Below are 22,001 nucleotides of genomic sequence, written 5' to 3' on the forward strand. Positions count from 1 at the left end.
AAACATGCAAATGATTCGCATTGTTCCAATAATGAATCTGCGCGTGTTGACTAAAAAAACAGGAGCCGTCGACAGAATGATTTCCCGTATCCCCTCGTTCCTTAAAAACGCATTGTTGACCACTGCTTTCCTCAGCGCCGGTCACGTGTATGCCGCTGCGCAGACGGAGGGTATCGTGGTCTACAACGCTCAACACGAAAGCCTGACCAAAGCCTGGATCGAAGGCTTCACCAAGGAAACCGGCATCAAAGTGACCGTACGCAATGGCGACGACACCGAGATGGGCAATCAGCTTGTGCAAGAAGGTGCAGCCTCCCCGGCCGACGTGTTCCTGACCGAAAACTCCCCGGCGATGGTGCTGGTCGACAACGCGGGGCTGTTTGCACCGGTTGCGCCGAGCACGCTGGAACAAGTGGGCGCAGCCTATCGTCCGGCGCATGGCAAATGGGTAGGGATTGCCGCACGCTCCACGGTGTTCGTCTACAACCCGAGCAAGCTGGCTGAAGCAGACTTGCCCAAATCGCTGATGGACCTCGCAGCACCGAACTGGAAAGGCCGCTGGGCCGCTTCGCCGGCCGGTGCCGACTTCCAGGCCATCGTCGCTGCCGTGCTGGAACTCAAGGGTGAAGCCGCGACCCTCGACTGGCTGAAAGCGATGAAAACCAACTTCACCGCCTACCGGGGCAACAGCGCCGTGCTCAAGGCAGTCAATGCCGGTCAGATCGACAGCGGCGTGATCTATCACTATTACAGCTTCGTCGATCAGTCCAAGACCGGCGAGAACAGCAAGAACACCTCGCTGAACTACTTCAAACACAAGGATCCAGGTGCCTTTGTCAGCCTGTCCGGCGGCGGCGTCCTGGCCTCCAGTCAACACAAGGAACAGGCCCAGGCATTCCTGAAATGGATTACCGGCAAAGACGGCCAGGCGATCCTCAAGAACGGCAACTCGTTTGAATACGCCGTGGGCAAGAATGCAGAGTCCAATCCGAAACTGGTGCCGCTGCAGCAACTCGACGCTCCGACTGTCGACGTCTCGAAACTCGACAGCAAAAAGGCGGTTGAGCTGATGACCCAGGCCGGGTTGCTCTAATTGCTTCCTGAAACGCTACCGGCAGAGGTCGCTGCGGCGTCCTCTGCACACTTGCGCGCACGCTCTCGCGGCCTCTTCGCAGGCCGCGGCGGCGCCTGGGTGATTAGTCTGTCGGTGCTGATGTCGTTGCTGGCGTTACTGCCGATTGCTTTCGTCATCGGCGTATCGGTGCAGACTGGCTGGGCGACGCTTGTGACGCTGGTATGGCGCCCACGCGTCGGCGAGTTGCTGATCAACACCGTGCTGCTGGTGGTGCTCACCATTCCCTTGTGCATCGCACTGGGTCTGGCGCTGGCCTGGTTGACGGAACGCACCAACTTGCCGGGGCGGCGCTGGTGGTCGCTGTTGGCGACGGCGCCGCTGGCGGTGCCGGCATTCGTGCACAGCTATGCGTGGGTCAGTCTGGTGCCACCGATTCATGGGCTGTTTGCCGGCGTTCTGGTGTCGGTCATCGCCTATTTCCCGTTTCTTTACCTGCCGATAGCAGCGACTTTGCGCCGGCTCGATCCGGCCATCGAAGATGTCTCCGAGTCGTTGGGGCTCAAGCCCTGGGCAGTGTTCTTTCGCGTAGTGCTGCCGCAGTTGCGCCTGGCCATCTGCGGCGGTGCCTTGCTGGTGGGGCTGCACCTGCTGGCCGAGTACGGTCTGTACGCGATGATTCGCTTCGACACCTTCACCACGGCCATCTTTGACCAGTTCAAGTCCACCTTCAACGGGCCTGCCGCCAATATGCTGGCCGGCGTCCTCGCGCTCTGCTGCCTGGCCATGCTGACGGCCGAGTCGGCTGCTCGCGGTACGGCGCGCTACGCCCGGGTCGGGTCGGGAAGCGCGCGCGAACAAAGGATCGTGCGCTTGAATGGGCGCACCACCCTGCTCGCGCTGACGCTGCAAGCCGTGACCTGCGTGCTGGCACTCGGTGTGCCGTTGATCACCCTTGGCAAGTGGCTGATCGCCGGTGGTGCGCAAGTCTGGAGCCTGAGCGAACTGTTGCCGGCGCTGGAGCAGACGCTGATGCTCGGGGCCGCCGGCGCGCTCATTACCACCTGCGCGGCCATCCCGATCGCCTGGCTGTCGATTCGCTCACCCGGCCCGTTGCAACGCGTGCTGGAAAGCTGCAACTACATTACCAGCGCGTTGCCGGGGATTGTCGTGGCGCTGGCATTGGTGACCCTGACGATTCATTTTGCCCGGCCGATTTACCAGACCACCATCACGGTGCTGCTGGCGTATTTACTGATGTTTTTGCCCCGCGCCCTGGTGAGTTTGCGCGCGGGCATCGCCCAGGCGCCGGTGGAACTGGAGAACATGGCGCGCAGCCTCGGCCGGTCGCCCGGTCGGGCATTGTGGCTGATTACTCTGCGTCTGGCCGCACCCGGTGCGGCCGCTGGCGCTGCGCTGGTGTTTCTGGCTGTCACCAATGAGTTGACCGCTACCCTGCTGCTCGCCCCCAATGGCACGCGCACCCTGGCCACCGGTTTCTGGGCAATGACCAGTGAAATCGACTATGCCGCCGCTGCGCCCTATGCCTTGCTCATGATTCTGCTGTCGCTTCCGTTAACCGGACTTCTTTACCACCAATCCAAACGCACGGCTGGCCGATGAACGCTCTTGAACTCCACTCGATCTGCAAGTCCTACGGTTCTCAGCGAGCCCTGGAGAACATCAGCCTGTCGGTGCCGACGGGAAGCCGTACGGTGATCGTCGGCCCGTCCGGTTCGGGCAAGACCACCTTGCTGCGAATGATCGCCGGTTTCGAATTTCCGGACTCTGGCAGCCTTGCGCTCAATGGTCAGATGCTGGTCGACGGCACCCGCGAGGTTCCCGCGCATCAACGCTTGATCGGCTATGTTCCGCAGGATGGTGCACTGTTCCCGCACATGACCGTAGCCGCCAACATCGGTTTCGGGCTTGCGGCCAAAGGCGTGGCCAGGCAGGAACGCATCGCCGAGTTGATGGACAGCGTGGCACTGGATTCAAGCATGGCCAATCGTTGGCCGCATGAACTCTCCGGCGGCCAGCAACAGCGTGTCGCGCTGGCCCGGGCCCTGGCGCAACAACCACGGCTGATGTTGCTGGACGAGCCGTTCTCGGCGCTCGATACCGGTTTGCGCGCTGCTATGCGCAAATTGGTCGCACGGCTTCTGGCTGACGCCGGCGTCACGACCATTCTGGTGACACACGATCAAAGTGAAGCGTTGTCATTCGCCGATCAGTTGGCGGTGATGCGTCAGGGCCGGCTAGTGCAATCCGGACATCCGCTGGACCTTTACCGTTATCCCGCCGATGAACAAACCGCGCTGTTTCTCGGGGATGCCGTGGTCATGCCGGCCAGAATTGAAGCCGGTTGGGCTCATTGCGATCTGGGTCGCATACCGGTCAACAACCACAGAAACAACCGATCAGCGCAAATCATGCTGCGCCCCGAGCAACTTCAGCTGATCAGCGCGCCCAACGGCCTGGCGCAACAGGACGGCTGTCGCGGCGTGGTCACCGAATGCGACTTCGGCGGTAATACCTGCACATTGACCGTGGAATTACAGACGTTGAGCGCTGATGAGCGTCCGGGGCGTTCATTGCTGGTGCGCAGTTCCGGCATGCACGCGCCACCCGCTGGCAGCGAGGTTCATGTGTCGATCATCGGCCATGCTCATGTACTGAGCGAACCTTAAGCTTTTGAATCGGTAACGGGTGAGAAACGAAATCGCCCTGAATATAACAATTCAAATAAACAACTAAGCAATGCAGCGCAAGTCCATCAAGGCGGACACTTCTGTACGCCTTTCCCCACAAAAAGTGCGTGAGCCGGTAGAAGCCTGAACAGTGCCTGTATGGGCTTGAAATAAAACGAATCACCTACCGGTTTTTCATGTTCCTTTCACAAAATCGCGCTTACCCTCAACGGACCGGAGATGGCGTCTTGATGGCGTCCAATCCGCTGGGCATGACAAGCAAAGTCAACCGATGTAATTTGTCACAAATTACTGGCAACTGCTTGATGCGGCTTTTGTTTTAGCGTCTACGCTGATGTTGGATCCAACGTTCAAGCCTGATAGTCTAATTTTTTTTCAGTTCCGAGGTGCCCATGAGTCAGGCGTTTCTCCCCTTCTCTCGCCCGAGTATCGGCGACGAAGAAATTGCTGCGGTAGAGCAAGTACTGCGCTCTGGCTGGATCACTACCGGGCCGAAAAACCAGCAACTGGAAGAACACTTCGCCAACTATGTTGGCTGTCGGCATGCCGTCGCATTGTCCTCGGCCACCGGTGGCATGCACATTACTTTATTGGCCTTGGGTATCGGTCCCGGCGACGAAGTCATCACTCCGTCCCAGACCTGGGTGTCCACCGCCAACATGATCTGCCTGCTCGGTGCGACGCCGGTTTTCGTCGACGTTGACCGCGACACGTTGATGAGCGACCTCGAGAGCATCGAAGCGGCGATCACGCCTCGCACCAAGGCAATCATTCCGGTGCATTACGCCGGCGCGGCATTCGACCTCGATCCGCTCTACGCTCTGGCCGACAAACATGGCATCACCGTCATCGAAGACGCGGCTCACGCGGCGGGCACTTTCTATAAAGGTCGGCATGTCGGCGCCCAAGGCACGGCGATCTTCTCGTTCCACGCGATCAAGAACATGACCTGCGCCGAGGGCGCGATGTTCGTCAGCGACGATGAAGCCTTGGCCAATCGGGTCCGCATGCTCAAGTTCCATGGCCTGGGCGTCGACGCCTACGACCGCCTCACCCACGGCCGCAAACCCCAGGCCCAGGTGATCGAACCCGGCTTCAAGTACAACCTGGCCGACATCAATGCCGCCATCGCCCTGGTGCAGCTGGAACGCCTGGACGCGATCAACGCCAAGCGCACAGAGCTGGCCCAGACCTACCTGCAACGCCTTGAAGGCCTGCCGGTGCAACCACTGGCCATTCCGGCCCATGCGCAACAGCACGCCTGGCATCTGTTCATCCTGCGCATTGACGCCGAACGTTGCGGGCTGGATCGCGAGGCGTTCATGAAGGCGTTGCAGGAACAGAACATCGGCACCGGTATTCACTTCATCGCCACCCACCTGCACACTTACTACCGGCAGCGTTTCCCCAACATCTACCTGCCCAACACCGAATGGAACTCGGCGCGGCTGTGTTCGATCCCGTTGTTCCCCGACATGACCACCGATGATGTCGATCGTGTCGTCGGCGCCATTGAAAAAACACTGGACAGAAGCCTGTGAAACCTTATCCGATCCGTTGCGTATCAATCGTCATCCCGGTCTATAACGAGGAAGACAGTCTGCCCGAGTTGCTCCGGCGCACCGAAGCGGCGTGCCAGCAACTGCACCATGACTACGAAATAGTGCTGGTCGACGACGGCAGCCGCGACAACTCGGCGCAAATCCTCGAGGACGCGGCCAGTCTCGACGGCAGCCCGGTGGTGGCGGTCATTCTCAACCGCAACTACGGCCAGCATGCGGCGATCATGGCAGGGTTCGAACAATGCAAGGGCGACGTGGTGATCACCCTCGACGCCGACCTGCAAAACCCGCCTGAAGAAATCCCGCGGCTGGTGGCTCAAGCCGAACTTGGCTATGACGTAGTCGCCACGGTGCGCAACAACCGTCAGGACTCGGCCTTGCGTCGCTGGCCGTCGAAGCTGATCAACCTTGCCGTGCAGCGCTCCACCGGTGTTGCCATGAGCGACTACGGCTGCATGCTGCGCGCCTACCGCCGCACCATCGTCGACGCCATGCTCGCCTGCCGCGAACGCAGCACGTTCATCCCGATCCTGGCCAATAGCTTCGCCCGGCACACCACGGAAATTCTGGTGACCCACGCCGAGCGTGAACACGGCGAATCCAAATACAGCCCGATGCGCCTGATCAACCTGATGTTCGATCTGGTCACCTGCATGACAACCACACCGCTGCGATTGCTGAGCATCGTCGGCTTCGGCATGGCCGGCCTCGGCGTGCTGTTCGCCATCGCGCTGATTGTGCTGCGCATGGCTTTCGGCGCCGGTTGGGCGGGCGGCGGTACGTTCGTCCTGTTCGCCGTATTGTTCGTTTTCACCGGTGGGCAATTCATTGGCATGGGCCTGCTGGGCGAGTACCTGGGCCGCATGTACAGTGACGTCCGGGCACGTCCACGGTTCTTTATCGAAAAAGTTTTACGTAGCACCCCTTCTGCTCCTGCCCCCGTTGTCACCGTTGACGGTCTCACTTCCACTTCTTCAGATCAGGTTCTCTCATGAGTGCAAAAGCTGTTGTCTTCGCTTATCACGATATTGGCTGTGCCGGCATCGAATCCCTGCTTGCCAGCGGTTTCGAGATTGCAGCCGTGTTCACCCATCCCGATGACCCGAAGGAAAATGCGTTCTATGGCTCGGTTGCGCAACTGTGCGCCCGTAAAGGCATCCCGGTGCACGCCCCGGAAGACGCCAACCACCCGCTGTGGATCGAGCGCATCAGCAAACTCAACCCCGAGTACCTGTTTTCGTTCTACTACCGCAACCTGCTGAGCGAGCCACTGTTGGCCACGGCCAGCAAAGGCGCCTTCAACCTGCACGGTTCGTTGCTGCCTCGCTACCGAGGCCGCGCACCGGCCAACTGGGTACTGGTCAACGGTGAAACCGAGACCGGCGTGACCCTGCACCGCATGGTCAAACGTGCCGATGCCGGCGCCATCATTGCCCAGGAGCGGGTAGCGATCGAGCGCGCCGACACCGCGCTGACCCTGCACGGCAAATTGCGCCAGGCCGCCAGCGATCTGCTGCGCGACACCTTGCCTGCATTGCTTCAGGGCAAAATCAGCGAAACCCCACAGGACGAATCCAAAGCCACAGTGTTTGGCCGTCGCACCCCGGCGGACGGCAAACTGGTCTGGAGCAAACCGGCCGAAGAACTGTTCAATCTGGTCCGCGCCGTGACCCAACCTTACCCGGGCGCGTTCTGTGCCGTGGGCGAGCACAAGTTGATTGTCTGGAGCGCGGATGTCGTCAAGGGCAACGAAGGCCAGGCACCGGGCCGGGTTATCAGCGTCGATCCGCTGCGAATCGCCTGCGGCAAAGACTCGCTGGTGATCAATGCCGGCCAACGCAACGACAACGGCCTGTACCTCAGCGGCCCACAACTGGCCAATGAACTGGGGCTGGTCGACGGTTCTGTGCTGCGTGGCGCCGAATCGGGCCGTGCACCGCGCCGCACCCGCGTGCTGATCCTTGGCGTCAACGGCTTCATCGGCAATCACCTGTCCGAGCGTCTGCTGCGTGACGACCGCTATGAAGTGTACGGCCTGGACATCGGCTCGGACGCCATCGAGCGCCTGCGCAGCCATCCGAACTTCCACTTCGTCGAAGGCGATATCAGCATCCACTCGGAGTGGATCGAGTACCACATCAAGAAATGCGACGTGGTCCTGCCGCTGGTGGCGATCGCCACGCCGATCGAATACACCCGCAATCCGCTGCGTGTATTCGAACTGGACTTCGAAGAGAACCTGAAACTGGTTCGCTACTGCGTCAAATACAACAAGCGCGTGATCTTCCCGTCGACCTCCGAAGTCTATGGCATGTGCCAGGACGCCAACTTCGACGAAGACAGCTCCAACCTGGTGGTTGGGCCGATCAACAAGCAACGCTGGATCTACTCGATCTCCAAGCAGCTGCTTGACCGAGTGATCTGGGCTTACGGCCAGAAAGGCCTGAACTTCACCCTGTTCCGCCCTTTCAACTGGATGGGCCCACGCCTGGACCGTCTGGACTCGGCGCGTATCGGCAGCTCCCGGGCCATCACCCAGTTGATCCTGAACCTGGTGGAAGGCACGCCAATTCGCCTGTTCGACGGCGGCGAACAAAAACGCTGCTTCACCGACATCGCCGATGGCGTCGAAGCCCTGGCGCGGATCATCGACAACGACAACGATGTCTGCAACGGCCAGATCATCAACATCGGCAACCCGGACAACGAAGCCAGCATTCGTCAGTTGGGCGAAGAACTGCTGCGTCAGTTCGAAGCTCACCCGTTGCGCGACAACTTCCCGCCATTCGCCGGTTTCCGCGATATCGAAAGCAAGGCCTTCTACGGCACTGGCTATCAGGACGTGTCTCACCGCAAACCGAGCATCGCCAACGCCAAGCGTCTGCTTGACTGGGCACCGACCGTGGAGATGAAGGAAACCATCGGCAACACGCTGGACTTCTTCCTGCGCGAGGCCATGCTCGAAATCGCGGACAAAAAACGTTGATGCAGGCAGGCCTTCGAATCGATGTCGACACCTACCGAGGCACCCGTGAAGGGGTGCCGCGGTTACTCGAAATGCTCGATGAAGCACAGGTCAAGGCGACGTTTTTCTTCAGCGTCGGGCCAGACAACATGGGGCGCCACTTGTGGCGCCTTATCCGTCCGCAGTTTCTCTGGAAGATGCTTCGTTCCAACGCTGCCGGCCTGTATGGCTGGGATATTTTGTTGGCCGGCACTGCGTGGCCGGGCAAACCGATCGGTCGCGACCTCGGGCACCTGATGCGTCAGGCCCAGGCGGCCGGGCATGAAGTCGGCCTGCACGCCTGGGATCACCACGGCTGGCAGGCCAATGCCGGACGCTGGAGCCAGGCGCAACTGATCGAGCAAATTCGCCGTGGCGTCGATAGCCTCAGTGACATCCTCGGTCAAAAAGTCGAATGCTCGGCGTCCGCCGGTTGGCGGGCGGACGAGCGTGTGATCGAAGCCAAGCAAGGTTTCGGCTTTCGCTACAACAGCGATTGTCGAGGCCAGCACCTGTTCCAGCCAATCCTGACCAATGGTAGTCTGGGCGCACCGCAGATTCCGGTGGACCTGCCGACCTTCGACGAAGTGGTTGGCCCGACCGTTGCGGCCAAAGACTTCAACACCTTCATTCTTGAGCGGTTCTCCCCGCAAAAACTAAATGTCTACACTGTCCATGCCGAAGTAGAAGGGATTCTGATGGCCAACGATTTTCGCCAATTATTGGCCGATGCTCGCCAACGTGATATTCATTTCCAGCCCTTGGGCCATTTGCTTCCCGACGCCCCCGCCATCTTGCCCAAAGGCCGGGTCGTACGCGGCACTCTTGAGGGTCGCGAAGGTTGGCTAGGGGTTCAAGGCGCATGAGCAAACCCTGGGCATTGCCGTTATTACTGGTCGTTCTGCTGCTGGCGTACTTGTTGCCACTGGGCACCCACGGCCTTTGGATTCCCGACGAAACCCGTTACGCCCAGATCAGCCAGGACATGCTCCTGAGCGGTAACTGGGTGTCGCCGCACTTCATGAGCCTGCGTTACTTCGAAAAACCCATCGCGGGCTACTGGATGATTGCCATCGGTCAGGCGCTGTTTGGCGATAATCTGTTTGGCGTGCGTATCGCCTCGGTGCTGAGTACCGGGCTGAGCGTGTTGCTGTGTTATCTGATCGCTCACCGACTGTGGAATGAGCCGCGCAAGAGTTTTGCCTGTGCGCTGCTGTACATGAGCTTTGCGATCGTCGCCGGGCAAGCCGGCTACGCCAACCTCGATCCGCAATTCACCTTCTGGGTAAACCTGAGTCTGGTGGCTTTGTGGTTTGCGCTGGACAGCACCAGCCGTGGCCAGCGTCTGCTCGGCTGGACTGTACTGGGGCTGGCCTGCGGCATGGGTTTCATGACCAAAGGCTTCCTCGCCTGGGCGTTGCCGGTGTTGATCGCCCTGCCCTGGGTGCTCTGGCAGAAACGCTGGCGGGAACTGCTGACTTACGGCCCGGTGGCGATTGTCGTGGCCATCGCGGTGAGCCTGCCGTGGGCCTTGGCGGTGCACGCGCAGGAACCCGATTACTGGCGGTTCTTCTTCTGGCACGAACACATTCGCCGCTTCGCCGGGGATGACGCCCAACACGATGCGCCATGGTGGTTCTACCTGCCGCTGCTGGTGGCGTTCAGCCTGCCATGGGCGGCGTTGCTGCCATCGGCGCTGAAACAGGCCTGGCAGACCCGGCGTCAGGCCAACATCGCTTTCCTGCTGCTGTGGTTGCTGATGCCCTTGCTGTTTTTCAGCTTGAGCAACGGCAAGCTGCCGACCTACATCATGCCCTGCCTGCTGCCTCTGGCGTTGTTGCTGGGCCATGCCCTGGCGGACCGACTGAAGCTGGAACAAGGCCGGGTGCTGGGGATCAATGGCCTGCTGAACATGACGCTGGGCCTGATCGTCCTGATTGCGCTGGTCTATCTGCAACTGAAAAAGCCGCTGTACACCCACGAACTGCACAACCTGGTATTGGTGTTCATCGGGTTGATCGGCTGGATCATGGCCAACCTGCTGCAGGCCTTCCGTCCCTTGCAATGCTGGGCGGCACCGGCTTTTGGCAGTTTGCTGCTGATCGGCGTGTTGCCGGCCGGCATGCCGGATTCGGTGGTGGCGAACAAGATGCCCGACCAGTTCATCCTCCAGCACGCCCCGGAGCTGGCGCAAACCGACAAGCTGTTGAGCAACGACCTGGGCGCTGCTTCGGCCCTGGCCTGGCGTTTGAAACGCCCCGAGGTGGCGTTGTACAACACGATAGGCGAATTGAAATACGGCCTCGACTATCCTGATCCAGATGCAATGCAGCAGCGGGTCGATCTCAAACACGTGCAACAGTGGATGCGCGAAGCGCGTCAGAGTGGTTCGGTCGGCGTGGTGATGCGGGTCAAAGGGGATGACGAACTGCAAGAAATCGAACTGCTACCCAAAGATGGCAAGCGTTATGAACAAGGCAACCTGGTGATTCTGATCTTCCCTCGGGATGCGTCATGAGCCTGTTGCTGGTACTGACCGCGTGCCTGCTGACCTGCCTGGGCCAGATCGCCCAGAAGTACGCCGTGGAAAGCTGGCGTGGCAAGACCTCGGGCTGGGGCGAGAAACTGCGTTCGCCCTGGCTGTGGCTGGCGCTCGCCTCTCTGGGGCTGGGTTTGCTGGTCTGGCTGCTGGTGTTGCAGCGCCTCGAAGTCGGTATCGCCTATCCCATGCTCAGCCTGAATTTCGTGCTGATCACACTGGTCGCCCGTTTCGTCTTTCACGAAGTCATCGACCGCCGTCATTGGTTGGGCGTGGCACTGGTGATTGGTGGCGTGGCGTTGCTGGGGCAACACGCATGAGCCTGCGTCGCGGAATCGCCTTTGCCATGGGCAGCGTAGTGCTGGGCACCGCCGCGCAGTTGGGCATGCGCTGGAGCATGACTCGATTGCCACATCCCGAACAGTGGTTAGCGGCCTTGAGCAACGGCAGTGTCGATGTGTCTGCTGTGATTGTCGTGCTGGCCGCCATCCTCGCCTATGCCGTGTCGATGCTCACCTGGCTCGCCGCCCTGCGGGATGTGCCGCTGGGTCGGGCCTATTCGCTGCTGAGCATCAGCTACGCGCTGGTGTATGTGCTAGCCGCCAGCCTGCCGCTGTTCAACGAATCCTTCAGTCTTTCAAAAACCCTGGGAGTGGCGCTGGTCATCCTCGGTGTTATCACTATTAATTCTCGACCTGCTCGCGCGCCCGAACTTAGGAGTGCATCATGAAAATCAGTGTATTTGGTAGCGGTTACGTTGGTCTGGTGCAAGCCGCCGTCCTGGCCGAAGTCGGCCACGATGTAGTGTGTATGGACATTGACGAGAAAAAAGTTGCGTTGCTGCAACAAGGCCACGTCAGCATCTTCGAGCCGGGGCTGGCCAGCCTGGTGCGTGAAAGCCTGGACGCCAAGCGGCTGCAGTTCACCTCGGACGAAAAATTTGCGGTGCAACATGGCCAGGTGCTGTTCATCGCCGTCGGCACGCCGTCCCGGGAGGATGGTTCGGCGGATCTGCAATACGTGTTGTCCGTGGGCGAAGCAGTGGCGCGCCATCGTGAACAGCCGGTGATTCTGGTGGAAAAATCCACGGTACCGGTGGGCACCGGCGATACGCTGCGCGCTCATATCGACGAGTACCTGCTCAAGGCCGGCCGTCAGTTGCAGTTCGATATCGTTTCCAACCCGGAGTTTTTGAAAGAGGGTTCGGCCGTGGCCGATTGCCGCCGTCCGGACCGCATCATCATCGGCTGTGAAGGCGATGAAGTGCGCGAGGTGATGCGCGACCTCTATGCACCGTTCAACCGCAACCATGACCGCGTCATGTTCATGGACCTGCGCAGCGCCGAGCTGACCAAATACGCCGCCAACTGCATGCTGGCGACCAAAATCAGCTTCATCAACCAGATCGCCGAACTGGCCGAACACCTGGGTGCCGATATCGAATCGGTACGGCTGGGCATCGGTGCCGATTCGCGCATCGGTTACCACTTCATCTATCCCGGCTGCGGTTACGGCGGCTCGTGTTTCCCCAAGGACATGCGCGCACTGATTCACAGTGCCGAAGAAGCCCATTGCAACAGCGACCTGCTGCAAGCGGTAGAAGCCATCAACCAGCGGCAGAAACACAAACTGTTCGAACGCATCAACGCCTTCTACAAAGGTGATTTACGCGACAAAACCTTCGCCGTGTGGGGCCTGGCCTTCAAGCCCAACACCGACGACATGCGCGATGCGCCGAGCCGGGTGCTGCTGGAATCGTTGTGGGCTGCGGGGGCCAATGTACGGGCGTTCGACCCGGAAGCCATGCAGGAAACCCAACAGCTTTATCCTGACGAACCGAAGCTGATGCTCATGGGCACGCCGGAATCAGTCCTTTCGGGTGCCGACGCGTTGATCATCTGCACCGAATGGCAGCAGTTCAAGGCGCCGGACTTCGACCTGATCCAGCAACGCCTGAATGCACCGGTGATTTTCGACGGACGTAACCTGTACGACGCCGAGCGCCTGGCGCGCAGCGGTTTCCTGTACTTCCCGATGGGCCGCGGTGAATCGTGCAAGTTACCGATTCCAGCGGCCTCAGTCATCGCGTGAGTACGGTATCGCCCGGCATTCGTCGGCAGTCCTTAGGGTTCGGGCTGCTGACGTTCATGCTGTTCATCGCGGGGGTCTATCAGCAAACAGCAATCGGCTTCGATTCGCGGTTCGTGCTGTTCGCCCAGGAGATGCTGCGCCACGGGCCGTCGTTTTTCCCGACCACCTATGACCAGCCCTATGCCGATTACTCGGCGCTGTCTACGGTGTTTGTCTGGCTGTTGTCCCTGCCGTTCGGTCAGGTCAATAGCCTCACCGCGTGGTTGCCGACTGCCATCGGCGCTGCGGTGATCGTCACGTTGATGTACCGGTTGGTCGCGCCCTGCTCCACACGCTGGGCACTGCTGAGCATCGCGTTGATGTTGCTCACCAGTACATTTGTCACTGAAACCCGTGCCGTGTCCCAGGACCTGATGCTGGCGGCCGTGGCCTTTTCGGTGTTCTACCTTGGGTACGCCGCCGATCATTTCGCCATGCCCCGTCGGTGGCCGCTGATTTTTGTGCTGCTGCTGTTGGGCTTCGGGATTCGCGGGCCGATCGGGCTGGTGATCCCCACCGGCATGCTGTGCAGCTACTACCTGCTCAATCGCCAATGGTCACGGTTGTTCGGTTTTGGCCTGTTGGCGGCGGTGTTGTTGGTGGTGTGCGTTGGCGCACTGCTGTGGCTGGCCGAAGCCAGTGGTGGAACGGCCTTCATGCATGACGTGGTGCGCATGCAGTTCATGGGGCGCATGGACGGCAGTGAAGGCGTCAGTGGTTCGCTGTATTACTTCACCGCTTCGTTTGGCAACTACGCGCTCGCATATCCATTGGCACTGCTGGTATTGGCCGCAGTCTGGCTGACGAATCCACGGCAGGCAGGTCCGGCATTACGCCTGTTGCAATACTGCACGGCGGCCGGATTGATCGTGATGATTGGCTTGTCGATTCCCCAGGCGAAAAAGGCCCGTTACCTGCTGCCGATGCTGCCCATGGCGGCGATCATTGCGGCATACCCGTTTCAGGTGGCGCAAGGTCGGGTATTCGGTTGGTTGCGGGGTTTGATGCAAGGGCTGTGGTTGGTGATACCGGGGGTGTTGATTGTCGCATTGCTGATCATTCAGCGGCGTCTGCCAGCACAACCTCCTGCCTTTGTGCCGGTATTGATCGTGCTTGCGGCTCTGCAAGTCATCACGCTGGCGGCTTGGTTTCGCGCTCGCTGGCGAGCCGAGGTGCTGGCCTGTTGCGCAGTCCTCGCGCTGTGGTCGGTTTATATCCTGGTATATGAACCGGTCGAACGTCAGCTTTACGATACGCAAGCCTTCAGCCGAGCCGCGTTCGCAGAGATTCAAAAAGCCCCGGCGCCATTGGTGCTGCACGGCATGGGCAAAGACGCCAAGGCGATCAAGTTCATGGTCAATATCGAGCAGGACTTTCAACCGGTGTTCACCGAATCGACACAGGAACTGGAAGCCCTCTCGGGGCCGGCCTGGCTGATGATGGACCGAAACGACTACAACGCCTTGCAAGGCACTCCGCTGGGTGCCCAGCCACCGGTATTGAGCGGACGTTTCGATAAAAACGATTTCGTATTGCTGCACACGCCTCCCTTGTAGGAACTGCCGCAGGTTGCGATCTTTTGATGGTTTCGATGTTGCTGAAGAGCAAGATCAAAGATCGCAGCCTGCAGTAGCTCCTGCGTATCCATGTATTGTCCGTTAGTTACTGTTAACCACACTTGAACGCCTACGTTTGAGGTTAAACCGGCGCCTTCAAATCCACCCCCAGCGCCTGGGCAAACGCCTTCACCAACGGACTGCGCACAGTGTTGTGGCGCAGGATCAGATTGAACGGCGTGACGATGTTGATCAGGTCCGGACGCACCGCCCGAAACTGTCCCTGAGCCACCAGGTTTGCCGCGTAATGCTCGGGCAGAAAACCGACGAAACGGCCCGTCTTGACCAGCAGCGCCACGGCTTCCACTTGAGTCGCCGAAGCGGAAAAGCTGTCGTAGCGGGCAAAATTCAGTTTGTCCCGATGGATCGCGTAGCGGTGGTTGATGCACTCGTAATCCTGCAGCACATTGCCGCCCATGTCCGCCTCCGGCACCGAGAACAGTGGATGACCGACGGCGCAATACACGTACGAGCGTTCTTCATACAGCGGGAAGTAATCGAACTCTTCTCTTTTTTGATAAACCGGCACGATCCCGGCCACTAACCGCCCCTCGACCACGCCTCTTTCCACTTCATCTAACTGCGATGCCTGAAGTTGAAATCTTACTTTCGGCGACTCTTCATTTATTCTTCTAATCGCCGCAACTAACGGAGAATTGGAATCCGTAATTGTATTATCAATGACGCCCACCCCAAGGTCGCCAATAAGTTCATTCTGAGCTGAACTAAGCCGATCACGAAAGTTATCGACCGAGGCAAATAAATCGATCGACGCCTGATACACCAGACGCCCTTCTTCGGTCAGGTGAAACCCTTCCCGCCCCCGGGTACACAGGCGCATGCCAATACGAATCTCAAGGTCGGAAATCTGTTTGCTGATGGCCGCCAAGCCCACGTTCAGCTCATTCTGCGCCGCACTGAAGCCGCCAGCCTCGACCACGGCCTTGAATACTTTGAGCAGTTTGAAGTCCAGGCCGCTGAGGGCCAACGGCGCCCGATGTACCGTTTTTAACGGCGGGTTTCCGGAATTGGAAAGTGGGGTTTCCATAATGCTTATTTACCTCTGGCGCCCTATTCAACAACCTGTGTCCAACAACAAAAACAGTGCTGGCTAATAATAATGAACACAGAAAACAAGGCTTGGCAACCGTTAATAAATCCCGCCGATCAGTGCCAACTCACTGATTTCGAACTATTAAAAGCTGACACTTCGATCAGCTCTCGCCCTTTAGCAACTGCCCTCTTGAACACTGCTTGGCCATGACCACACCCGAATAATTTCCGGGAAGTGTTTCAGGCTCTGCACACCGATATCAGTTCGCGTTACCGACGAGGAAAACAACAATGTCTCAAACCACCGACCGTCTCTGGGGTGCCCGCTTCAAGAGCGGCCCGTCCGAAGCCCTGGCGGCGCTGTCCCGTTGCCCCGAGCGCTACTTTCGCCTCACCCCGTACGACCTCGCCGGTTCCAAGGCGCATGCCCGGGAATTGCAGCGCGCCGGTCTTCTGAGCGAGCAGGAAACCCAGACCATGCTCGACGCCCTGCAGCGCATCGGTGATGACTTCCGTGCCGGCAGCATCGCGCCGACCCCGGACGACGAAGACGTGCACACCTTCATCGAGCGCCTGCTGACCGAACGCCTCGGCGCACTGGGTGGCAAGCTGCGCGCCGGCCGTTCGCGCAACGACCAGACTGCCAACGACCTGCGGCTGTTCCTGCGTGATCACGTCCGTACGTTGGCCGTTGAAGTGCTGGCCTTGCAGCAAGCACTGGTGGAGCAGGCCGAGCAACACGTCGAGAGCATCTGCCCGGGTTTCACTCACCTGCAACAGGCCCAGCCGATCGTCTTCGCTCATCACTTGCTGGCCCACGCCCAATCGATGCTGCGCGACGTGCAGCGTCTGGTGGACTGGGACGCGCGCACCTCGCTGTCGCCACTGGGTGCAGCGGCCATGGCCGGTTCCGCCATCGCTCGCCTGCCCCAGCAGTCGGCCAAGGAAATGGGCTACAGCGGCGTGTGCGAAAACTCCATCGACGCCGTGGCCAGCCGCGATCACGTCGCCGAGTTCCTGTTTATCGCCAGCATGCTCGGGATCAACATTTCCCGCCTCGCCGAAGAATTCTGCCTGTGGTCGTCGCGGCAATTTCGCTGGGTCGCTTTGGACGATGCCTACGCCACCGGCAGTTCTATCATGCCGCAGAAGAAAAACCCGGACATCGCCGAACTGGCCCGGGGCAAGGCTGGCCGCTTGATCGGCAACCTGACCGGCCTGCTGTCGACGCTCAAATCCCTGCCGCTGTCCTACAACCGTGACTTGAGCGAAGACAAGAACGGCGTGCTCGACAGCGTCGACACCCTGCTGCTGGTGCTGCCGGCCATGGCCGGGATGGTCGCGACCATGAAGGTCAACGTCGAAGAACTGCGCCGTCAGGCACCGCTGGGTTTCACCCTTGCCACCGAAGTCGCCGACTGGTTAGCAGTGCGCGGCGTGCCGTTCAAGGAAGCGCATGAAATCACCGGCGCATTGGTCCAGGCCTGCGAGAAACATGACATCGAACTGTGGGAAGCCTCGCCGGCGCTGCTGGCCGAGATCGATCCGCGCCTGACACCTGAAGTGCGCGACAGCCTGACCCTCGAAGCCGCCATCGCCGCCCGCAGTGGCTGGGGTGGCACCGCGCCGCAACAGGTGCGCGAGCAGATCGGCCGACTGAAAACCGCCCTTGTCGCGCAGCAGGAGTGGACCGAGAACTATCAGGGCTTCCGCCTCTGATAGACAACGCAAAACCTTGTAGGAGCCGGCTTGCTGGCGATGGTGTGTCAGCTGAATTGATGTCGACTGACACTCCATCGCCAGCAAGCCGGCTCCTACAAGGGGATTGTGCTTGATCTGAAAGAACAGTGTACGGAGAACCAACATGAGCCAGACACAGGCAGAACGACTCCAGGCGGAGCGCAAACTGGCGGAAAACCAGTTCGATATCACCCAGTACCAACACGTGCCACGGCGTTACTACGGGCGGATTTTCTTCGCCAGCGTCATCGTCATTGCGATTATCGGCCTGGTACGAGCCTTCGCCGAAGGCAAGATTGAATGGTCGTACATCGGCCAGTTCCTCACTTCGCAAGCGATCATGTGGGGCTTGCTCAACACCATCGTCATGGCGGTGCTGGCGATGGCGCTGGGCATTGTCTTCGGGGTGATCACGGCAATCATGCGCATGTCGGCCAACCCGATCCTGCGCTATGTGGCGCTGACCTACACCTGGCTGTTCCGTGGCACGCCGCTGATCCTGCAGCTGTTGCTGTGGTTCAACCTGGCGCTGATCTTCCCCACCATCGGCATCCCCGGCCTGTTCGAAATGGACACCGTGAGCCTGATGACGCCCTTCGTCGCCGCCCTCCTCGGTTTGAGCATCAATCAGGGCGCCTACACCGCCGAAGTGGTGCGTGCCGGCCTGTTGTCAGTGGACACCGGCCAGTACGAGGCCGCCAAGTCGATCGGCATGCCGCGCTTGCAAGCGCTGCGCCGGATCATCCTGCCCCAGGCCATGCGGATCATCATTCCGCCGGTCGGTAACGAATTCATCGGCATGGTGAAAATGACCTCCCTGGCGAGCGTCATCCAGTACTCGGAGCTGCTCTACAACGCGCAGAACATCTACTACGCCAACGCCCGTGTGATGGAGCTGCTGATCGTCGCCGGTATCTGGTACCTGGCCACCGTCACAGTCCTGTCCTTTGGTCAAAGCCGTCTGGAGCGTCGTTTCGCTCGCGGCGCCGGCAAGCGTTCTTGAGGAGCCCAACATGAGAAGCATCGTCAAGGCCGTGAGCCTGAACAAGTATTACGACCATTTCCACGCGCTCAAGGACATCAACATCGAAGTCGAGCAAGGCGAAGTGCTGTGCATCATCGGCCCGTCCGGGTCCGGCAAAAGCACCCTGCTGCGCTGCGTGAATCAGCTGGAAAAAATCGACAAGGGCGGCCTGTGGGTCGACGGCGAACTGGTGGGTTACCGGATCGTCGGCAACAAACTGCACGAGCTCAACGAGTCGCAGATTGCCCGTCAGCGCCTGGCCACCGGCATGGTGTTCCAGCGTTTCAACCTGTTCCCGCACATGACTGTGCTGCAAAACATCATCGAAGGGCCGTGCCAGGTACTCAAGCGTTCGCCCAAAGAAGCGCACGAAGAAGCCGTGGAACTGCTCGCACGCGTCGGCCTGGCCGACAAGCGCAACAGCTACCCGATCGAACTGTCGGGTGGTCAGCAACAACGTGTCGCCATTGCCCGTGCATTGGCCATGCGCCCCAAGCTGATGCTGTTCGATGAACCCACTTCGGCACTCGACCCGGAACTGGTCGGAGAGGTGCTGTCGGTGATGCGCGATCTGGCGCAAACCGGCATGACCATGATCGTCGTCACCCATGAACTGGGCTTCGCTCGCGAGGTTTCCAACCGCATGGTGTTCATGGACGGCGGGCAGATCGTGGAGGCTGGAAGCCCCGAAGAAATACTAATAAGTCCGCAAAACCCACGCACCCAAAGCTTCATTTCTGCCGTTCGAACCTAAGCGTCCTTTGGCGCTCACAACACTCATAAGAGAACGACCATGAAGAACCTAGTCATCCCAGCAGTACTTGCCAGCGTCCTGGCATCCGGTTTCGCCTTCGCTGCCGAGTTGCCGGCCAGCATCAAGGACAAGGGCGAGATCGTGGTAGCGATCATGCCGAACTACCCGCCGATGGATTTCAAGGACCCGGCCACCAACACCCTCACCGGCCTTGACTATGACCTGGGCAACGCCTTGGCCGAACGTCTGGGCGTGAAGATCAAATGGCAGGAAACCGGCTTCGAGCAAATGATCAACGCGCTCACGACTGACCGCGTAGACATGGTGCTGTCGGGCATGACCGACACCGCCGAGCGTCAGGCCAGCGTGACTTTTGTCGACTACTTCACCAGCGGTCCGCAGTTCTACACCTTGCAGAAAAACAAGGACACCAACGAGATCGTCGACTTGTGCGGCAAGAAAGTCGGCACCAGCCGCCGTACCACCTTCCCGGCGGAAATCGCCGCGTGGAGCAAGGAAAACTGCGAAGCCGCCGGCAAACCCGCGATCAACGTGATCGGCACCGAGGGCTCGGCCGACGCCCGTGCGCAATTGCGTCAGAGCCGTATCGACGCGGCCATGCAAGGCAGCGAAACCCTGCCGTACCTCAAGACCCAGGAAAAGGACATGTACAAAACCGTGGGCCTGCCGATCTCCAAGCAGTTCTCGGGCATGGGTGTGAGCAAGAAAAAACCTGAGCTGAGCGAAGCGGTGAAAGTCGCGTTGCAAAGCATGATCGATGACGGCAGCTACCAGGCGATCCTGAAGAAATGGGACCTGGAACTGGGCGCGATCAAGACCGTGACCATTAACGCCGGGAAATAACACGGTTCGTAGCAGCTGCCGAGCTTGCGAGGCTGCGTTCGGCGGCGCAGCCGTCGTAAACCCTGCACGCGAGGTCTTCCTGAAACACCGCGTAGTTTGAATTCACGACGGCTGCGTCCGAATGCGGCCCACACCGAACGCAGCCTCGCGGGCTCGGCAGCTGCTACGGGTGTTTCAACTATTAATTCTGGAGCGCCATACGATGTCCTCCTCGCTGCAACCCACCTGGCCCGACCAGCACCAGGCCTGCCTCGCCCTGGCCTTCGACCTCGATGGCCCCACTGGCGATGCCATGCTCAACGGCTCGATCTGGCGCAAGCCCGAGTATTTCGGTTTCGGCGGTTACGGCCCTTATCGGGCGCTGCCGCGGATTCTCGATCTGCTGGATGAGTTCCGCATCCCGACCACGTTTTTCGTCCCGGCCTGGGTCGTGGAGAACTGGCCGAAACAGTGCCAGGCGATTGTCGAGCGCGGGCATGAGGTGGCCTATCACGGCTACAAACACGAATCTTTTTACGCCCTGACGCTGGAACAGCAGAAGGATGTGATACACAAATCCCGCGAGGTGTTCTGGAAGTACCTGAACATCCGCGCTGAAGGTTTCCGCACGCCATCGGGCGACTGGCGGGCCGAAACGCCGGCCATGCTGGTGGAAGCCGGCGTGACCTATTCCAGCAGCATGCGCGGCGATGACCGGCCCTACCTGGTCAAGGTGCCGGGCTTTGATACGCCGCTGGTGGAGATCCCCGGCCGCTGGGAAATGGACGACTACGCCTCCCTCGCCTACACCCGTGCGCCGGACTTCCCTTCCGGGTTGGACCGTACCGCCAGCTACGAACTGACCCTCGATAACTGGTGCCGCGAGTTCGATGGCGCCATGGCTGAAGGCCTGTGCCTGACCACCCTGTTCCATCCCAAGATCACCGGCAAACCGGGACGCATCCTGTTGCTGGAACAACTCTTCGAACACATGCGCCAACGCAACGACGTGTGGTTCGCCACCTGCCGCGACGTCGCCCACTGGTGGCTGAAGGAGCATCACCATGGCTGATTCCATTGTCTGGCCCAACGGCTACCGCTGCGCCGTGGTGCTGACCGTCGATTACAACGACATCCACGGCATCCTCACCCAGGCGCCGGAAGTCGCCGGGCGCGACAAGACCTTGTCGGTGTGGCGCTACGGCACCCAGCGCGGGGTCGAGCGTTTGCTTGGCGTGTTCGCAGAACTGGGGGTTTCCAGCAGCTGGTTCGTGCCCGGCATCGTCGCCGAGGAAAACCCGCAACACCTCCGGGCGATCCAGGCCGGCGGGCACGAGATTGCCTGCGCCGGTTATCGCCATCAGCACTACGACAACCTGACCCTGGCCGAGCAAAGCGCCGAAATCGCCAAGGGCTGCGCGGCCTTGAACGCGTTGACCGGTGAGCGTCCGACAGGCTTTCGCATCCCGGCCGGCAATGGCGCACCGGGCTTCATCGAGGCGTTGCGCGAGCACGGCATCCGCTGGTCCTCGTCATGGCGCGGCGATGATTTGCCCTTCGCCCACCCGACGGCCCCTGAGGTAATCGAGTTGCCGTTGCACTACGAACTGGAGGACGAGCCCTATTTCGCCTTCAACCTCAGCCCGGCGGTGCCGCCGGCGCAATCGCGCATCGCCTCTTACAGCCACACGCTGGGGAACCTGCAAATGGACTTCGCCGGGTTCCACCGGTTCGGGCTGTGTTATGTGCTGCGGCTGCACCCGGAAATCATCGCCACGCCAGGGCGGATCGGCGTGTTGCGCGAGTTGCTGCAAAGCATTCAGCAGCACGATGACGTGTGGATCGCCACCGGTGCCGAAGTGGCTCAGTGGTGGGCCGAGTCGGCAGCGCCGGTGACCGAGGATCACCCGGCCGCTGTGTACGAGCGTCATTATCGGGATTACGGCGTATGAG

At 60.1% G+C, this 22,001-nt stretch carries 19 protein-coding genes; 18 read left to right on the top strand and 1 reads right to left on the bottom strand.

The genetic code is table 11. From position 1 onward, the window contains the following. Positions 1-76: 76 nt before the first annotated feature. The 12 genes from AC1RL4_RS11910 (at position 77) to AC1RL4_RS11965 (ending at position 14,574) form a co-directional block, all read left to right on the top strand. Positions 77-1,093 (top strand): iron ABC transporter substrate-binding protein, encoded by a 1,017-nt coding sequence (locus AC1RL4_RS11910; protein WP_230173657.1) that lies wholly within the window; start codon positions 77-79, stop codon positions 1,091-1,093. Continuing rightward, positions 1,094-2,695, top strand: coding sequence for an ABC transporter permease (locus tag AC1RL4_RS11915; RefSeq protein WP_026331639.1), 1,602 nt, complete (start codon positions 1,094-1,096; stop codon positions 2,693-2,695). Then, positions 2,692-3,762 (top strand): ABC transporter ATP-binding protein, encoded by a 1,071-nt coding sequence (locus AC1RL4_RS11920; protein WP_019578866.1) that lies wholly within the window; start codon positions 2,692-2,694, stop codon positions 3,760-3,762. Before AC1RL4_RS11915 ends, AC1RL4_RS11920 begins: the two co-directional genes overlap by 4 nt. Before the next feature lie 413 nt (positions 3,763-4,175). After that, the gene (gene arnB / locus AC1RL4_RS11925; protein ID WP_018925835.1) at positions 4,176-5,324 is read left to right on the top strand and encodes a UDP-4-amino-4-deoxy-L-arabinose aminotransferase; all 1,149 of its coding nucleotides are present in this window, start codon (positions 4,176-4,178) and stop codon (positions 5,322-5,324) included. Further along, complete coding sequence (gene arnC, locus AC1RL4_RS11930; RefSeq protein ID WP_028940616.1) at positions 5,321-6,340, top strand: undecaprenyl-phosphate 4-deoxy-4-formamido-L-arabinose transferase; 1,020 nt, start codon at positions 5,321-5,323, stop codon at positions 6,338-6,340. Before arnB ends, arnC begins: the two co-directional genes overlap by 4 nt. Continuing rightward, a complete protein-coding gene (gene arnA / locus AC1RL4_RS11935) occupies positions 6,337-8,331 on the top strand; it encodes a bifunctional UDP-4-amino-4-deoxy-L-arabinose formyltransferase/UDP-glucuronic acid oxidase ArnA (protein WP_028940617.1) in 1,995 nt (664 codons plus the stop codon). The genes arnC and arnA overlap by 4 nt, the downstream gene beginning before the upstream one ends. Next, a complete protein-coding gene (gene arnD / locus AC1RL4_RS11940; RefSeq protein ID WP_019578863.1) occupies positions 8,331-9,215 on the top strand; it encodes a 4-deoxy-4-formamido-L-arabinose-phosphoundecaprenol deformylase in 885 nt (294 codons plus the stop codon). The genes arnA and arnD overlap by 1 nt, the downstream gene beginning before the upstream one ends. Continuing rightward, on the top strand, positions 9,212-10,867 hold the full coding sequence (gene arnT / locus AC1RL4_RS11945) for a lipid IV(A) 4-amino-4-deoxy-L-arabinosyltransferase (RefSeq protein ID WP_019578862.1): 1,656 nt from the start codon (positions 9,212-9,214) through the stop codon (positions 10,865-10,867). The genes arnD and arnT overlap by 4 nt, the downstream gene beginning before the upstream one ends. Further along, entirely contained in the window at positions 10,864-11,208 is a 345-nt protein-coding gene (gene arnE, locus AC1RL4_RS11950; protein WP_019578861.1) for a 4-amino-4-deoxy-L-arabinose-phosphoundecaprenol flippase subunit ArnE, read from the top strand. Before arnT ends, arnE begins: the two co-directional genes overlap by 4 nt. Further along, positions 11,205-11,618, top strand: coding sequence for a 4-amino-4-deoxy-L-arabinose-phosphoundecaprenol flippase subunit ArnF (arnF, locus tag AC1RL4_RS11955; protein ID WP_230173655.1), 414 nt, complete (start codon positions 11,205-11,207; stop codon positions 11,616-11,618). The genes arnE and arnF overlap by 4 nt, the downstream gene beginning before the upstream one ends. After that, a complete protein-coding gene (locus AC1RL4_RS11960; RefSeq protein WP_019578859.1) occupies positions 11,615-12,979 on the top strand; it encodes a UDP-glucose dehydrogenase family protein in 1,365 nt (454 codons plus the stop codon). Before arnF ends, AC1RL4_RS11960 begins: the two co-directional genes overlap by 4 nt. A 56-nt stretch (positions 12,980-13,035) precedes the next feature. Continuing rightward, a complete protein-coding gene (locus tag AC1RL4_RS11965) occupies positions 13,036-14,574 on the top strand; it encodes an ArnT family glycosyltransferase (protein WP_230173764.1) in 1,539 nt (512 codons plus the stop codon). 142 nt (positions 14,575-14,716) lie between these two features. On the opposite strand, the gene AC1RL4_RS11970 is transcribed toward AC1RL4_RS11965, so the two are convergent. Beyond that, positions 14,717-15,682, bottom strand: coding sequence for a LysR family transcriptional regulator (locus AC1RL4_RS11970; protein ID WP_019578857.1), 966 nt, complete (start codon positions 15,680-15,682; stop codon positions 14,717-14,719). A gap of 296 nt (positions 15,683-15,978) precedes the next feature. Between AC1RL4_RS11970 and argH the strand changes: the two genes are divergently transcribed. The 6 genes from argH to AC1RL4_RS12000 all read left to right on the top strand — a co-directional run bounded on the left by argH (position 15,979) and on the right by AC1RL4_RS12000 (position 22,000). After that, entirely contained in the window at positions 15,979-17,406 is a 1,428-nt protein-coding gene (gene argH, locus AC1RL4_RS11975) for an argininosuccinate lyase (protein ID WP_096480237.1), read from the top strand. Between the two features lie 145 nt (positions 17,407-17,551). Then, positions 17,552-18,430 carry an amino acid ABC transporter permease gene (locus AC1RL4_RS11980; protein ID WP_018929142.1) on the top strand — a complete coding sequence of 293 codons (879 nt, stop codon included), beginning with the start codon at positions 17,552-17,554 and terminating at the stop codon, positions 18,428-18,430. A 10-nt stretch (positions 18,431-18,440) separates the two neighbouring features. Next, a complete protein-coding gene (locus tag AC1RL4_RS11985; protein WP_018929141.1) occupies positions 18,441-19,205 on the top strand; it encodes an amino acid ABC transporter ATP-binding protein in 765 nt (254 codons plus the stop codon). Positions 19,206-19,244: 39 nt separating this feature from the next. Continuing rightward, a complete protein-coding gene (locus AC1RL4_RS11990) occupies positions 19,245-20,069 on the top strand; it encodes an ABC transporter substrate-binding protein (protein WP_028940620.1) in 825 nt (274 codons plus the stop codon). Between the two features lie 202 nt (positions 20,070-20,271). Next, on the top strand, positions 20,272-21,120 hold the full coding sequence (locus AC1RL4_RS11995; protein WP_493119603.1) for a polysaccharide deacetylase family protein: 849 nt from the start codon (positions 20,272-20,274) through the stop codon (positions 21,118-21,120). Further along, on the top strand, positions 21,113-22,000 hold the full coding sequence (locus tag AC1RL4_RS12000; RefSeq protein ID WP_028940622.1) for a polysaccharide deacetylase family protein: 888 nt from the start codon (positions 21,113-21,115) through the stop codon (positions 21,998-22,000). Before AC1RL4_RS11995 ends, AC1RL4_RS12000 begins: the two co-directional genes overlap by 8 nt. Position 22,001: the final 1 nt, after the last annotated feature.

This window comes from Pseudomonas sp. GW822-FHT07A10 (assembly GCF_058798795.1).